Annotated in this window: 15 protein-coding genes; 5 read left to right on the top strand and 10 right to left on the bottom strand. The window is 66.2% G+C overall.

Annotated elements, in window-relative coordinates:
- Positions 1–29 precede the first annotated feature (29 nt).
- From WMN78_RS04855 to pheS, 3 genes are read right to left on the bottom strand one after another with little or no spacing between them, the layout of a single operon-like run.
- Complete coding sequence (locus WMN78_RS04855) at positions 30–710, bottom strand: 4'-phosphopantetheinyl transferase family protein (protein WP_340532369.1); 681 nt, start codon at positions 708–710, stop codon at positions 30–32.
- Between the two features lie 43 nt (positions 711–753).
- The gene (gene pheT, locus WMN78_RS04850) at positions 754–3,297 is read right to left on the bottom strand and encodes a phenylalanine--tRNA ligase subunit beta (protein ID WP_340532368.1); all 2,544 of its coding nucleotides are present in this window, start codon (positions 3,295–3,297) and stop codon (positions 754–756) included.
- A 2-nt stretch (positions 3,298–3,299) separates the two neighbouring features.
- The gene (gene pheS / locus WMN78_RS04845; protein ID WP_305940439.1) at positions 3,300–4,361 is read right to left on the bottom strand and encodes a phenylalanine--tRNA ligase subunit alpha; all 1,062 of its coding nucleotides are present in this window, start codon (positions 4,359–4,361) and stop codon (positions 3,300–3,302) included.
- Positions 4,362–4,639: 278 nt separating this feature from the next.
- Here pheS and WMN78_RS04840 point away from each other — a divergent pair, with 278 nt between their 5' ends.
- Positions 4,640–5,116 (top strand): hypothetical protein, encoded by a 477-nt coding sequence (locus WMN78_RS04840; RefSeq protein WP_340532367.1) that lies wholly within the window; start codon positions 4,640–4,642, stop codon positions 5,114–5,116.
- A 1-nt stretch (position 5,117) separates the two neighbouring features.
- Positions 5,118–5,762, top strand: a complete 645-nt coding sequence (locus WMN78_RS04835) for an SIMPL domain-containing protein (protein WP_340532365.1) — start codon at positions 5,118–5,120, stop codon at positions 5,760–5,762.
- A gap of 12 nt (positions 5,763–5,774) precedes the next feature.
- Here WMN78_RS04835 and pcp read toward each other — a convergent pair whose 3' ends face one another.
- On the bottom strand, positions 5,775–6,449 hold the full coding sequence (gene pcp / locus WMN78_RS04830) for a pyroglutamyl-peptidase I (protein WP_340532364.1): 675 nt from the start codon (positions 6,447–6,449) through the stop codon (positions 5,775–5,777).
- Positions 6,450–6,536: 87 nt separating this feature from the next.
- On the opposite strand from pcp, the gene WMN78_RS04825 reads away from it, so the two are divergent.
- On the top strand, positions 6,537–7,667 hold the full coding sequence (locus WMN78_RS04825) for an Rv2578c family radical SAM protein (protein WP_340532362.1): 1,131 nt from the start codon (positions 6,537–6,539) through the stop codon (positions 7,665–7,667).
- Between the two features lie 33 nt (positions 7,668–7,700).
- On the opposite strand, the gene WMN78_RS04820 is transcribed toward WMN78_RS04825, so the two are convergent.
- A complete protein-coding gene (locus WMN78_RS04820) occupies positions 7,701–8,153 on the bottom strand; it encodes a (deoxy)nucleoside triphosphate pyrophosphohydrolase (protein WP_340532361.1) in 453 nt (150 codons plus the stop codon).
- 179 nt (positions 8,154–8,332) lie between these two features.
- On the opposite strand from WMN78_RS04820, the gene WMN78_RS04815 reads away from it, so the two are divergent.
- Positions 8,333–9,544, top strand: a complete 1,212-nt coding sequence (locus WMN78_RS04815) for an MFS transporter (RefSeq protein ID WP_340532359.1) — start codon at positions 8,333–8,335, stop codon at positions 9,542–9,544.
- 78 nt (positions 9,545–9,622) lie between these two features.
- Here the strand turns inward: WMN78_RS04815 and WMN78_RS04810 are convergent, their stop codons facing one another.
- Positions 9,623–10,540 (bottom strand): cation diffusion facilitator family transporter, encoded by a 918-nt coding sequence (locus WMN78_RS04810; RefSeq protein WP_340532358.1) that lies wholly within the window; start codon positions 10,538–10,540, stop codon positions 9,623–9,625.
- A 234-nt stretch (positions 10,541–10,774) separates the two neighbouring features.
- Between WMN78_RS04810 and WMN78_RS04805 the strand changes: the two genes are divergently transcribed.
- Positions 10,775–11,041: a GlsB/YeaQ/YmgE family stress response membrane protein gene (locus tag WMN78_RS04805; RefSeq protein ID WP_305940431.1), complete on the top strand. Its 267-nt coding sequence runs from the start codon at positions 10,775–10,777 to the stop codon at positions 11,039–11,041.
- Positions 11,042–11,131: 90 nt separating this feature from the next.
- On the opposite strand, the gene WMN78_RS04800 is transcribed toward WMN78_RS04805, so the two are convergent.
- The 4 genes from WMN78_RS04800 to infC form a co-directional block, all read right to left on the bottom strand.
- Positions 11,132–12,028, bottom strand: coding sequence for an RNA methyltransferase (locus WMN78_RS04800; RefSeq protein ID WP_340532356.1), 897 nt, complete (start codon positions 12,026–12,028; stop codon positions 11,132–11,134).
- A 48-nt stretch (positions 12,029–12,076) separates the two neighbouring features.
- A complete protein-coding gene (rplT, locus tag WMN78_RS04795) occupies positions 12,077–12,535 on the bottom strand; it encodes a 50S ribosomal protein L20 (RefSeq protein WP_340532355.1) in 459 nt (152 codons plus the stop codon).
- Positions 12,536–12,653: 118 nt separating this feature from the next.
- Positions 12,654–12,848, bottom strand: coding sequence for a 50S ribosomal protein L35 (gene rpmI, locus WMN78_RS04790; RefSeq protein WP_009358635.1), 195 nt, complete (start codon positions 12,846–12,848; stop codon positions 12,654–12,656).
- A 115-nt stretch (positions 12,849–12,963) separates the two neighbouring features.
- Entirely contained in the window at positions 12,964–14,031 is a 1,068-nt protein-coding gene (infC, locus tag WMN78_RS04785; RefSeq protein WP_425341115.1) for a translation initiation factor IF-3, read from the bottom strand.
- Between the last annotated feature and the right edge of the window lie 63 nt (positions 14,032–14,094).

The following is a 14,094-nucleotide window of genomic DNA, read 5'->3' as shown; positions in this document are numbered from 1 at the left end:
CGCGGTAGCGGCCTGCGGGCCAGGTTTCTTCACCCGAAGGCGACGGCGGCCGCCAGGTGGCCCGGCAGTCCCGACTCGGTGGGCGCCAGGTCCCGGACCCCGTGCCGGTTGAGCACTTCCAGCGTCTCCGGAGCCCTCCTGAGCCCCTCCCCTGTCATCTTCAGGAAGGCTTCCTTCCGCGCCCACAGCCGGGCACGCTCACGCAGCAGGGCGCTCCCGTTCAGCGGAGCCACGGCCTGCCGCTCGGCCGGCGTCAATGCCACTGCGTCGAAGCCCTCAAATCCCATCAGCTGCGGATCCTCGGCATCAACACCCAGCCGCTGCTGCGGTGCAGGTGCCACCACGGCCGCCAGCAAGGTCCAGCCGGCAGCCCGGGACAGGCTCAGCACAAGGGGCATGGGTGCCCCTGCCAGGGTGTAGCCCGGCGTGCCGTGGGAAATCACCGCACCGCTGCCGCACTGCGGACAGGTGTAGCTGGCCGCCAGGTCTTTTGCCCGCACTCCGAGCAGCTCCGCCGCGAAGAGCCGCTGGGCGATCCGGCCGGCCAGGAAATCCGAACGCGCTGGCTGCACCATGGCGCGGGCGCGCTCCAGCTCCGCTCCGTCCAGGAACCGGCGGGCGCTCCGTTCCAGGCCCGCCACTGCTTCGGTTGAATCCTGTCCGGGGACGCGGAAGGGCGGGCAGGCACGCACAACAAGTTGTGATGCCATGGCCCGCCCTTCCGTGTGCAAGCGCTGGTGGAGCCAGCGACGGCTACCGCTGGACGGCTCCGAAGCGCTCGGCAGCCAGGGCGACGGCGCTTTCGCGGGCGGCAGACGCCTCATCGGCCGTGAGCGTCCGGTCGGCGGCACGGAAGCGGAGGCCGAAGGCCAGCGACTTCCTGCCCTCCTCGATGCCCTTTCCTGCGTACACGTCAAACAACGCCACGTCTTCCAGCAGCTCGCCGGCGCCCTCGCGGAGGGCGGCCAGGACGTCGTCGGCCGGGATTTCCTGCGGAACCACCAGGGCCACGTCCTGGGTGGCCACCGGGAAGCCGGAAATGTGCTTGGCGACAATGACGTCCGCGGCCGCTTCGAAGAGGGCGTCGGCGTTGAGCTCAAGCGCCACCGAGCGTGCCGGCATGTCGTGCGCGGCCAGCAGCTTGGGGTGCAGCTCGCCGGCGTAGCCGATGACGTCGCCGGAACGCAGGGCCAGCCGGGCGGTGCGTCCCGGGTGGAAGGCCTGGTGGTGGCCCTGGCTGACCACGATCTCAACACCCAGGACGTCACCGGCGAGGCGGGCGACGTCCACAGCGTCGGCCCAGTCCCAGGCGCGCGGCGTGTGCGACGCAGCAGCGGGCGAGTCGTGGCCGGTCAGGACTGCCGCGATGTGCAGCGGCTGGTCCGGAACGCCGTCGTACAGGGCATCCAGCACCTCGTCGGAGGGCTTGACGCCCAGCGGCGGGATGGACGGCGTGCCCACGGTGTCACCCGGCAGGAACACCAAGCCGGCCTCGAAGACCGCCAGGTCGCGGAAGCCGCGCGAGTGGTTCCGCTTGGCCACCTCGATAAGGCCCGGGAGGACGGACGTCCGCAGGTAGCCCTGTTCCTCGCTGATGGGGTTGGCCAGTTTGACTGCTTTGCGCTCTGCGCCCTGCTCCGCGACGCCAAAGGTGTCGTTGGCGGCCTTGGACACGAACGGGTAGGCCAGGACCTCGGTGAGCCCTGCATCAGCCAGTGCCTGGACCAGGCGGCGGCGCTGCTGCTGGACGCGGGTCAGCCCGCGGCCGGGGGGCGCCACGGGGAGCGTCGCCGGAATCTGGTCGTAGCCCACCAGCCGGGCGATTTCCTCGGAGAGGTCTTCCTTGGTTTCGAGGTCGTTCCGCCAGCTCGGGGCGGTGACCGTCCAGCCGGCGTCGTTCTTCACGACGGCAGCGCCGAGGTCCTCGAGCGAAGTGACGATCTGCTCTTCGGTGAAGTCGATGCCGATCCGGGCCGCGGCGAAGGCCGCCGGCAGTTCGATGGTGACGGCGTCCGGTGCGGTCCCGACATCGGTGCCGGCTTCGTCGGCGGTGCCGCCGGCGAGCTCCACCAGGAGGTCAACCACGCGCTGGGCGGCGATGCCGCCGACCTGCCAGTCCACGCCGCGTTCGAAACGCTTGGACGCTTCGGACGGCAGCTTGTGCCGCCGGCGGGACCGTGCAATCGACACCTCGTCGAAGTGGGCGGCTTCAACCAGGACGTTCGACGTCGAATCGCTCACCTCCGTGGCGGCGCCGCCCATAACACCGGCGATGCCGATCGCGCCGGAGCTGTCGGTGATCAGGAGGTCCTCGACGTCGAGCTTCCGCTCCTTGCCGTCAAGGGTGGAGATCTTCTCCCCTGCCACGGCGCGCCGGACCACGATGTCGCCGGACAGCTTGTCCAGGTCGTAGCAGTGCGTGGGCTGGCCGAGTTCCAGCATGACGTAGTTCGAGATGTCCACCGGCAGCGAGATGGAACGGATGCCGGCCAGGCGCAGACGGGACACCATCCACGGGGGTGTCGGCTTGGTGGCGTCCACGCCGCGGACGGTGCGGGCAACGAAGCGGTCGCAGCCGGGCTTGCCGTAGATGGGGGCGTCATCGTTGAGCTTGACGCCGTAGCCGCCGGTAAGTTCGGCCGGTGCCTGCACCCTTGAAGCCGGATCCGTGAACACCGTGCCCGTTGCGTGGGCGTACTCGCGTGCCGCGCCACGAATGGAGAACGCGTAGCCGCGGTCCGGGGTCACGTTGATCTCTGCGGCCTGGTCGTAGAGGCCGAGCAGTTCCATCGCATCGGTGCCGATTTCGGGATCCAGCCCGATCCGGGAGAGCACCAGGATTCCGTCGTGGTCCTCGCCGATGCCCAGTTCGCGGACCGAGGCGATCATGCCGGCGGACAGGTGGCCGTAGGTCTTTCGTGCGGAGATGTGGAAGTCTCCGGGCAGGACGGCACCTGGAAGGGTGACAACAACCTTGTCGCCCTCCACGAAGTTGTGGGCGCCGCAGATGATGCCCTGGACACCTGAGGGGTCAATGCCGGCACCGGTGAGGGTCTGCTCCTGCCCCTCGGGGACCACGCGGACCTGGCACCAGTTGATGGTCTTGCCGTTGGTCTGCGGCTCCTTCACCAGGTTGAGTACCTGGCCCACCACCACGGGACCGCGGAGTGCGTCCGTGGGGCGGTGGACCGCTTCTTCTTCAAAGCCGACCTTGACCAGTTCGGCCATGACGTCTTCGGCCGTGGCTCCGGCCGGTACCTGCGCGAATTCACGCAGCCAGGAAAGTGGGATACGCACTGTTAGATCTCCATCCCGAAGTGCTCGCTGAAACGTACATCGCCTTCGATCATGTCGCGCATGTCGCCCACCTCGTTGCGGAACATAAGGGTGCGCTCGATGCCCATGCCGAAGGCAAAACCTGAATAGACGTCCGGATCGATGCCGGCTGCCCGGAGGACGTTGGGGTTGACCATGCCGCAGCCGCCCCATTCGATCCAGCGCGGACCGCCCTTGGCGCCCGGGTGCCAGATGTCCAGCTCGGCGGACGGCTCGGTGAACGGGAAGTAGTTGGGGCGCAGCCGGATCTGGGCTTCGTCGCCGAACATCTGCCGGGCAAAGTGCTCCAGCGTTCCGCGGAGGTCAGCCATGCTCAGCTTCTTGTCGATGGCAAGGCCCTCGAACTGGTGGAACACCGGGGTGTGCGTGGCATCGAGTTCGTCGGTGCGGAACACCTTGCCCGGGCAGAGCACATAGATGGGCACTTCGCGTTCCAGCATGGAGCGGACCTGAACCGGCGAGGTGTGAGTGCGCATCAGCAGGTGGGCTTCCGGGGGCTCCACAAAGAACGTGTCCTGCATTTCGCGGGCAGGGTGGTCCGGCTTGAAGTTCAAGGCGTCGAAGTTGAACCACTCGGATTCGACCTCGGGGCCTTCGGCGATTTCCCAGCCCATGCCGACGAAGATGTCCGCCACACGGTCCTGCAGCGTGGAGAGCGGGTGGCGGGCACCGGCCCGGCGGCGGCGCGGAGCTGCCGTGACATCGACGGTCTCTTCGACGAGGATCCTGGCGTCATTCTCAGCTTCGAGTTCGGCAGTGCGGTCCGCGAGCGCCTTGTTGACGCGTCCGCGGGAGGCGCCCATCAGTTTTCCGGCGGCGGCCTTCTGGTCCTTCGCCAAGCCGCCGATTCCGCGGTTGGCAAGGCTCAGCGGCGATTTCTCGCCGGTGTGCGCCAGCCTCACGGCCTTGAGTTCATCAAGGGTGGAGGCCGCGGCAATGGCGGCGACGGCGTGGTCTACGGCGGCAGTGATGGCGGCTTCATCCAGAGGGTTCGGGATGTCAGCGCCCGGCAAAGTTTCAGTCATCTACTGTTCTTAGCTACGAGTCGGGTATCGCCAGCGAGCTGTCCAGCTGCATTCGGGTCCACCGGCAGCGGGTCCGTCACTGGCTTGTCTTCCACACGGCCGTTTCCGGGCCCCGCGGAGTGACAAAGGGCAGGGCTCGCCGGAATTCGTCCGGCGGGCACTCTCCACCAGTCTAGTTGAAGGCGCCCCGCCGGAAGCGCCACAGCACCCTTCGTGACAGCCTGCCGGGAGGAGCGTCGGGAGGGGCGGGGATTACCGGCTCCCGCTACCATGGCCTCATGACCTCCGGACAGCGCCTGCGGCAGATCGCCAACGTGCTGAATGCAACCACGCTCCTGGGGCTGCTGCTGGCCAAGTGCGCCCGGACCGCCGTGCGAACCGGACCCCGCGGCCTGCTGATCGCCACCGGCTACCGGTGGCGGCTCCCCTTCGCCCAGGCGTTCGCCGTGGGGAACGTCGTGCTATTCCGGGCGGCGCCTGCGGAGGCACTGTCCAATCCTGTGCTGCTGGGACACGAGGAGCGGCACTGCAGCCAGTACGCCTGGTGCCTGGGCCTGCCGTTCCTGCCGCTGTACTTCATTGCAGCCGGATGGTCGCAGCTGAGGACAGGAAACCCGGGGTCGGCCAACGTGTTCGAACGCCTGGCGGGGTTGGAGGCCGGCGGCTACGTGGACATGCGCCATGTTGACCGGGGCCCGCACCGCAAGGGCAGGCGCCCCGCCGGCAAAAACGCTTCCGAAGGAATTGAGGCATGACATGACCGAACCCGCCAGGACCGTCACCGTGACCGGCTCCGGTACTGCCGAAGCAGTGCCGGACCTGCTGACTGTTTCCATCGGCGTGGAGTGCCGGCGCGACGACGTGGGCGCCGCCTATGCGGCAGCCGGCAGGGCGGCCGCCGCAATTTCCGCCATTCTGCGGGAACACGGCGTGCCCGACCCGGACATCACCACCTCGGGCCTCAATGTCCGCGCGGACGTGGTGTGGAAAGAGGGCCAGGGCCAGACCGTGGCGGGGTACGTTGCCTCCAGCATCCTGGCCGTCCGGCTGCGCGACGTTCCCGGTTCCTCGGACGTCATTGCGGGGGCGGTGGCCGCGGGCGGCAACGACGTCAGGCTGAACGGGCTTGAGCTCGGGTTCGCGGATCCGGCCGCCGTGACGGCGCAGGCACGCGAGGCCGCCTGGCAGGATGCCCTCGCCACGGCCAGGCAGTTTGCCTCGCTGGCGGGCTCCGAAGTCGGCCCGGTGGTGTCCGTGACGCAGCAGCCCGGGCCGTCGGGGCCGATTCCGATGGCGAAAATGCAGCGCGCCATGGCCACGGACTCCGTGGGGATTGAGGCGGGGCAGTCCAGTGTCTCGGCCACGGTGGAGGTCGTTTGGGAGCTTCGCCAAACCAGTTAGTGGCCGGACCGGTCAGTGAAGGGTGCCGGCGGCCAGCTTGAGGTCCCCGGTGGTAACCAGCGCGGTACGGACGACGACGGCGAGCGCCTCCGCCATCACGGCGGCGGGCAGGGACGGGGTGCCGCTGCCCCGGGGGACCTGCTGTGCCTCGTACGGGACATGGATGAAGCCGCCCCGCGTGGCCGGTGAACCGTTGCTGGGGGAAACACCGTCCGCCGTGCCGCTGTCCAACGCATGCATGAGGGCATAGAAAACGTGGTTGCAGACGTAGGTGCCGGCGCTTTGCGATACCTCGGCCGGAATCCCGGCACTGCGCAGGGCCTCGAGCGCCGCCTTCACCGGCAATGAACTGAAATAGGCAGCCGGGCCGCCGGGGACCACTTCCCGGTCCACGGGACGGTTTCCCGCGTTGTCCGGGATGCGGGCGTCGTCGCAGTTGATGGCGACCCGTTCCAGGGAGATCCGCGGCCGCCCTCCGGCCTGGCCCACACAGATCACCAGCTCCGGGTTGTAGTGCTGCAGCGCATCCTCAAGCACCGCGATGGACTGCCCGAACACACACGGCAGTTCCACTGCGGCGACGGCGTGGCCCTCTGCCTGAAGGATTCGCGATGCCGCCTCCGCCGCAATCCAGGATGGGTTGATGGCTTCGCCGCCGAACGGTTCAAACCCGGTGAGGAGAATCATGGCCCCAGCCTAGCAACCGGCCATGCTGCGACGATCGCGGCTGCAGGCCCCTTGACATTGATTCGAACATACCTTCGAATGGTACGCATGAGATGGGACGCACAAGCACTCCGGCCCGCGCCGGCAGACAATACCGCCGGCGGCGCAGGCAATCCCGCAGCGGCCGCCCCGGCCGCTGAACCGTTGCTGCCGTTGGCCGGGCTGGTGCGTTCCGTGTCCACCCCCGAATTTGCCGGGGTCACTTTTCACGAGGTCACCGCCAAATCAGTGCTCAACAAAGTGGCGGCCGGTTCACGCATGCCGTTCGAATGGACCGTCAATCCCTATCGCGGCTGCAGCCATGCCTGCGTTTACTGCTTCGCCCGCAAGAGCCACACTTACCTGGACTTTGATGCCGGCCTGGATTTTGACAGCCAGGTGGTGGTCAAAATCAATGCCGCCGAAGTCCTGCGGAAGGAACTGGCGAAACCTTCCTGGGGCCATCACCATGTTGCGCTGGGCACCAACACGGATCCGTATCAGCGTGCCGAGGGCCGCTACCAGCTGATGCCCGGCATCATTCGGGCGCTTGCCGATTCGGGAACGCCCCTGTCCATCCTCACTAAGGGGACACTGCTGGCCAGGGATATTCCGCTGCTCAAGCACGCCGCCACCCAGGTGCCCGTGGGGATCGGGATTTCGCTGGCCATGACCGACGAACAACTCTCTGAGGCAATCGAGCCGGGCACGCCGGGTCCCAGGGCGCGACTCAAGCTCGTCTCGAGGCTTCGCGAAGCGGGCCTTCCGTGCGGCGTGATGGCCATGCCTATCCTGCCGTGGCTTTCCGACAGCGACGAAGCGCTGGACTCGCTGTTTGGCTCGTTGGCAGCGGCCGGCGCCACCGGTGTCACCGCCGGGGCCCTGTACCTGAAGCCTGGTACGCGTGAATGGTTCATGCAGTGGATCGCCGCCCGCCACCCGGAGCTGGCGGGCCGATACCGCCGGCTGTACGGCACCGGGTCCTATGCGTCCAAGGAGTATCGCCAGTGGCTCGCTGGACGGATCCGCTACTTCAAGTCCCGACACGGTTTTTCCGGTTCACACGGATTCAGCCACCGGGACCTGGCCGGGGACCCGAGGGACGAGGAGGCGCAGTATCCCGCCGGCAGCATCCCGGCTGCGCGAACCGGCCCGGGAAACGGTCGGGGCGTGGAGTCCGCGCAGCCCACACTGTTCTGACCGACGCGCTCAAGGCTCCCCACTCGGAAAATTCTAGGATTCCTGCGAAATCGGCTCCGGGCCGGCGAGAGTTGCCAGCAGGGCCCGGACAATCGGAAAGTCAGCGGGTATCCAGGGGAGGGTGAGGGCTTCGTCACTTCCCGCCAAGGTAATCCAGCGCAGTTCGTCGTGGTCTTCCAGCGGCCGGGGTTCACCGTCGGCAATCTCGGCGAACCACACGCGCATGGAAGCCTTCGCATTGAGGGGCCAGCCGGCGGCAGACTCCGCGGCCAGTTCAGCGCCGAGCCGGACCCCGACTCCCAGTTCCTCGCGGAGTTCCCGGTGCAGGGCCTCTTCCGCTGATTCCGAAGGCTCCACCTTTCCGCCCGGGAATTCCCACATTCCGGCAAACTGGGGCGGCGCAGTCCTCCGCGCCACCAGCAGCCGGGCAGGGGAACTCAGGGAATCCACAACAGCTCCGCCAACAACATTGATGAGTCCAGTCACCGCATCAGTCTATGGGGGACAATGATGGAGGCTGATTCCGCCGGCGTCCCGGGGATAACGTGCACCAAGAAGTGGTGGTGCAGGAATACGCCCCCCTCCCCCGGTGTTGCAGTAATCAGATTTAATGCCGCGTGCTGACTCTCACGTCCGATGCACCAGAACTTCCGAAAAGCAGGCCAATGACCTCCACGCCCACGCTCCGCCCCGCCCCGCCGAAGGCAGGAACCCAGCACCTCGCCTTAGCCATAGTGTCCCTTGCCATGGGCGGATTCGGCATCGGCGTTACTGAATTCACCATGATGGGGCTGCTCAAGGAGGTGGAGCAGGGCCTCAATATCGGGACGCCCGAAGCCGGCCACCTGATTTCCGCCTACGCCCTCGGCGTCGTCATCGGGGCACCGCTGCTGGCAGCAGTCGGCGCCAAACTCCCGCGCAAGCACCTCGCCCTGGGCCTCATGCTGTTCTTCAGCGTGGCCAACCTGACGTCATTCATAGCTCCGGACTACGGCACCATGCTGGTGTCCCGCTTTGCGGCCGGTTTGCCTCACGGAGCGTTCTTCGGCGTGGCGGCTGTGATCGCGGCGTCGCTGGTCGCTCCAACGAAACGGGGCTGGGCGATTTCCATGGTGATGGCCGGGCTGACCATCTCGAACGTCATCGGCGTGCCTTTCGCCACCTGGCTGGGCCAGGCCTTCGGCTGGCGCCTGCTGTTTGTGCTCGTGGGCGTGATCGGGCTGGTGACGCTTGCCATGCTCTGGAAGTTCGTCCCGTTCCAGCCGGCTCACCCGGACGCCAGCATCCGCCGGGAACTTGGTGCCCTGAAGCGGCTCCAGGTCTGGCTCGCCATCCTCATCGGCATCGTTGGCTTCGGCGGATTCTTTGCCACCTACACGTACATCGCGCACACCATGACCTCCGTGGCAGGCATTCCTTCGGCGTTCCTCCCCCTGGTGGTGGCTCTCTACGGCCTGGGCATGGTGGCCGGAAACATCGTGGGCGGCCGCATTGCCGACAAGTCGGTCATGGGCACCATCTACCTTGTGCTGCCGGGAATCGCGATCGCACTCGTTGTCTACGCAATCGCCGTCCACTGGCCGTGGTCCGCTTTCGTGATGGTGTTTGTGGTGGGCGGTGCCGGCTCGCTGCTGGTACCCGCCCTGCAGACGCGGCTGCTCGATGCCTCCCCCGATGCCCCGTCCCTGGCATCCTCGCTTAACCACGCCGCCCTGAACGTGGCCAACGCACTCGGCGCCTTTCTGGGCGGCCTGGTGATCGCCTGGGGATGGGGTTACGTCGCACCCGCACTGGTCGGCGCAGTGCTGGCGGTGCTGGGCCTGGGCGTTGCCATTGTCAGCGGCCTGCTGGAACGCAAAAGGCCGCTGGTGTCCTAATCTGCTCCAGGCAGATTAGGACCAGCGGCCTTCCGCTCACGGCGACCCCGTGCACGCGTGATCAGGCGTTTAGCGCGATCAGACGTGCGCGCGTTCCACGTCCGGTTCAAGGTAGATGACCCGCGCTATTGGCACAGCATCGCGGATGCGGCGTTCGGCGTCGTCGATTACCGTGGCGATCTCCGCGCCGGTGGCGGCGGCGCCGACGCTGATCTTGGCAGCAACCAGAAGTTCTTCGGGACCCAGGTGCAGCGTCTTGAGGTGGATGATCCTGGTGCCGTCAGCCTCGAGCGCGCCGCTGATCCTGACGACGTCCGCCTTGGTGGCGGACTCACCAAGCAGCAGCGACTTGGTCTCCAGGGCAAGGACGATGGCGATGGCCACCAGCAGGACGCCGATCATCGCGGTACCCAGGGCGTCCCAGATGCCGTCACCCGTAATCAGCGTCATGCCCACCCCGAACAGCGCGAACACCAGGCCCAGCAGGGCGCCCAGGTCCTCGAGGAGGATGACAGGAAGTTCCGGCTGTTTGGCATTGCGCACGAAGTGCACCCAGCTCTGCTTGCCGCGTACATGGTTGGACTCGATGATTGCCGTCCGGAACGAGAAGGACTCGGCAATGATGGCGCCGACCAGCACAGCCAGCGGAACCCACCAGAAGTCGCCTTCGATGGCGTGCGGATGCTGGATCTTCCCCCAGGCCTCATACAAGGCGAACAGGCCGCCTACGCTGAACAGCACAATCGAGACGATGAAGGCGTAGATGTAGCGCTCACGTCCGTAGCCGAAAGGGTGTTCAGGGCTTGCGGCTCGCTTGGCGCGCTTGCCGCCCACCAGCAGGAGGATCTGGTTGCCCGAGTCGGCAACGGAGTGGATGGCCTCAGCCAGCATTGACGACGACAGCGTCAGGATGAACGCGACGAACTTTAGTACAGCTATGGTCAGGTTTGCAGCCAGAGCCGCGACGATCGCCTTGGTACCGCCATTTGCAGCCAAGTGAGCTTCACCTCTTCAGGGATTGCCGGGAAATTTGCAAGTGCGATCACCGCACAATGCTGATGCCCGCAAGGAATACCGTACCCGCCCGCCGCTGCCGGACGCAGCACGGGTCACTGCATGCAACACCAAAAACATTGCAACTACGCCTGCTGACAAGGAAACACACCCTGTGTTAGCTTGAAGCCATAATCGGGGCTTGTAGTGAGTCCCGACGAATATGTAGGAGGAGAAATGGGCTTTCTTGGCTGGATCATTCTCGGACTCATTGTAGGAGCAATCGTCAAGGCAATCATGCCTGGAAAAGTCGGCGGCGGCTGGGTCACCAGCCTTGTGCTTGGTGTCGTCGGCGCAATCGTCGGCGGCTGGATCGGCGACCTCTTGTTCGGCGGCGGCAGAATGGAATTCTGGAACCTCGGCTCCTGGCTTCTTGCCATCGTCGGCGGCCTCGTTGTGGCCGGCATCTACGGCTTCATCACCGGCAGGAATCGGACCACATAACTACACCCTCAACCGATTGAGGCACCGAGGTGCCCGACGGTGAAGATTACGACGGCGGGACCCACCGGAAGGCGGGCCCCGCCTTCGCGTTCAGGCACGCTTCTGCGAACGCGCACTCGCGTAGAGGCACACCGTGGCAGCCGTTCCGACGTTCAGGCTTTCCGCGGCACCGTAGACCGGGACAGCCACGCGGTGGTCCGCCAAGGCGAGCTCGGCGTCGGACAAGCCCTGGGCTTCATTGCCGAACAACCAGGCGGTTGGCCGCTCCAGATCGTAGGCGGATTCGGCGCCCGACGTGCCCAGCCTCCGGGCAGCGCTTTCGTCCTGGAGCTGGTCCAGGTCCAGCTGACCGTACCCGTCGGCAGCCAGGATGCCGATCCCGCGTTCGCGACAGGCCTCGGCCAGGTCCGTCAGGTTCGTTCCCAGCACCACCGGAAGGTGGAAAAGGGACCCGGCCGTGGAGCGGACAGCCTTGGGATTATAGATATCCACGCTGGAGGCCGTCAGAACAACGGCGTCGGCCCCCGCAGCGTCGGCCGCCCGCAGGACGGTGCCGGCATTGCCGGGGTCCCGAAGCTGGCACAGCACGGCGATCAGGCGGGGCCCGGCGTCGAGCACTGTTTCAAGGTCCGCATCCACAAAAGCGCAGACGGCGATAATGCCCTGGGGATTGACGGTGTCCGCCATGGCGGCGAGTACCTCGTCAGTGGCGAGCCGGGCGTTGACACCCTCGGCGAGCTCCTCAAACTCCGGATGGCGGTCCAGGCAGGCTTCGCTGGCGAATACCTCGTGGACCACGCCGGGCTGCCCCGCAGCAACCCTTTTCCGATGGAGTACCAGGGCCTCCCGGACAGCCTGCGGTCCCTCGGCCAGGAACTGCCCGCGCTTTAAACGGGCCGGGCGCCCTGCAAGCTTTGCCACATCCTTCACCCGATCAGCTCGGGGATTGGAAAGTGGAAAGTCTTGCGGGCGCCCGGTTTCGTTCATATAAGAACTTTAGTGGCTATTGCCACCGGTCCCTGAACGGCGGGGATGCTACTTGGCAACCTTTTCGGCAGCCGGCTTCTTCGCAGCCTTGGCCTTGGGAGCCTTCGCCTTCGGGGCGGTTTCGGCCGAGACGGCCGGCGCGGAAGTGTCAGCAGGCAGCGAGTCCTTGGCGATCTGCACCAGGGCAGCGAAAGCGTTGGCGTCCGAGACGGCCAGTTCTGCCAGCATGCGGCGGTCAACCTCGACCTCAGCGGCCTTCAGGCCCTGGATCAGGCGGTTGTAGGTCAGGCCGTTGGCGCGCGATGCAGCGTTGATGCGCTGGATCCAGAGGCGGCGGAAGTCGCCCTTCTTCTTCTTGCGGTCGCCGTAGCTGTACACAAACGAGTGCAGCAGCTGTTCTTTAGCCTTGCGGTACAGGCGTGAGCGCTGTCCACGGTAACCTTTTGCGCGTTCGAGGATAACCCGGCGCTTCTTGTGGGCGTTTACCGCCCGCTTCACACGTGCCACGTGCGTACTCCTTCAGAATTCTGATCCCAAGCGTCTACTGCCGGATAACCGGCTGGCCTGAGAAGCCTTTTTGGTAGTTGACCGCTGCCAGGTGGCGAGCAGTCAGAGAACTTGGAACTTAGATGCCGAGCATCTTCCGGATGACCTTGGCGTCGCCCTTGAAGACGATCTTGTCGCCGGCAAGGCGACGGGTCAGCCTGGAGGACTTGTGCTCGAGGTAGTGGCGGCGGTTGGCCTGCTGGCGGCGCAGCTTGCCGCTGCCGGTCAGCTTGAAGCGCTTCTTAGCACCACTGTGGGTCTTCATCTTCGGCATGGGAACCGATCTCCTTACGTATCCGCAGACAAGTCTGCAGTCTTTCGTGCAGCCACCCCTGCGGGCGGCGTGCTGGTTGCTTGCTGCGCCAGGCGATGCTTAGCGCAACTTTGAACTAGTTGGTCTTCTTGCTGCCCGGCTTGGGAGCAGCCGGCCGTGCTGCGGGCTTCGGTGCTGCGGGCCGTGCTACCGGCTTGGGCGGCGAAGGTACTCCGGCCGGCTTCGGCGCCACGGGGGCGGCCTCTGCCGGCTTCGGTGCAACGGACTCCTTGACCACGGGCGGCTTGCTGGCTGCAGCCGGCTTGCTGACCGCAGGACGCGGTGCCGCCGCAGCCTTGGGGGCTTCGCGTTTCGGCGCTGCCTGCTTCGGGGCCTCCTGCTTGGGAGCTTCCTGCTTCGGGGCCTCCTCGGCCGGGGCTTCCTGCTTCGGAGCTTCCTCGGCCGGGGCTTCCTGCTGCGGAGCTTCGGTTTCCGGTGCAGCGGCCGCTTCGGCAGGGGCCTCGACGCCCACTGAAGCCGCAACGGCTTCGGTGTTCGCCTCGGGTGCTGCCTCTTCGGTCGATACTGCAAAGCCCTCAGGCAGCAGGTCCGCCAGGGACTGCGTCATGGCGGGCTGGTCGTGGCTGACGTCCACCCGGCCGCTGGCCTTGGCTTCGTTCTGGGCCTTTGCTTCAGCGCGCTGCGTCGCACGGCGTGCTTCGGCCTTGGCCTCGGCCTTGTTCTTCAGCGGGCCCACCACCATGACCATGTTGCGGCCATCGATCCGGGGACTGGACTCGACAACGCCCACTTCGGCGACGTCGTCGGCGAAGCGCTGGAGAAGGCGGATGCCCATTTCCGGACGCTGCTGCTCACGGCCGCGGAACTGGATCATGGCCTTGACCTTGTCCCCGGCGCCGAGGAAGCGGAGGGCGTGGCCGCGCTTGGTCTCGTAGTCGTGGGTGTCGATCTTCAGCCGGAAACGGATTTCCTTCAGAACCGTGTTGGTCTGGTTCTTCCGGGCCTCGCGTGCCTTAACAGCAGCTTCGTACTTGTACTTGCCGAAGTCCATCAGCTTGCACACCGGAGGCTTTGCCTGCGGTGCAACTTCAACGAGATCAAGATCGGACTCGGCAGCCAAACGCAGGGCGTCCTCAATACGGACAATTCCTACCTGTTCGCCTGCAGGGCCGACCAGCCGCACCTCGGGGACGCGGATACGCTCATTGATTCTTGGCTCGCTAATGTTAGAACTCCTGTGGTTGAG

The sequence above is a fragment of the Arthrobacter oryzae genome, from assembly GCF_037911235.1.
In the GTDB taxonomy this organism is placed as follows: Bacteria; Actinomycetota; Actinomycetes; order Actinomycetales; family Micrococcaceae; genus Arthrobacter; species Arthrobacter oryzae_E.
The sequence above is the reverse complement of the archived record's forward strand: the minus strand, read 5'-3'. Positions and strand labels throughout refer to the sequence as shown.

Excerpts from the sequence above, each read along its gene's own strand:
- WMN78_RS04855 (WP_340532369.1), bottom strand. The coding sequence starts at position 710 with ATGGCATCACAACTTGTTGTGCGTGCCTGCCCGCCCTTCCGCGTCCCC.
- pheS (WP_305940439.1), bottom strand. The coding sequence starts at position 4,361 with ATGACTGAAACTTTGCCGGGCGCTGACATCCCGAACCCTCTGGATGAA.
- WMN78_RS04840 (WP_340532367.1), top strand. The coding sequence starts at position 4,640 with ATGACCTCCGGACAGCGCCTGCGGCAGATCGCCAACGTGCTGAATGCA.
- WMN78_RS04835 (WP_340532365.1), top strand. The coding sequence starts at position 5,118 with ATGACCGAACCCGCCAGGACCGTCACCGTGACCGGCTCCGGTACTGCC.
- pcp (WP_340532364.1), bottom strand. The coding sequence starts at position 6,449 with ATGATTCTCCTCACCGGGTTTGAACCGTTCGGCGGCGAAGCCATCAAC.
- WMN78_RS04825 (WP_340532362.1), top strand. The coding sequence starts at position 6,537 with ATGAGATGGGACGCACAAGCACTCCGGCCCGCGCCGGCAGACAATACC.
- WMN78_RS04815 (WP_340532359.1), top strand. The coding sequence starts at position 8,333 with ATGACCTCCACGCCCACGCTCCGCCCCGCCCCGCCGAAGGCAGGAACC.
- WMN78_RS04805 (WP_305940431.1), top strand. The coding sequence starts at position 10,775 with ATGGGCTTTCTTGGCTGGATCATTCTCGGACTCATTGTAGGAGCAATC.
- WMN78_RS04800 (WP_340532356.1), bottom strand. The coding sequence starts at position 12,028 with ATGAACGAAACCGGGCGCCCGCAAGACTTTCCACTTTCCAATCCCCGA.
- rpmI (WP_009358635.1), bottom strand. The coding sequence starts at position 12,848 with ATGCCGAAGATGAAGACCCACAGTGGTGCTAAGAAGCGCTTCAAGCTG.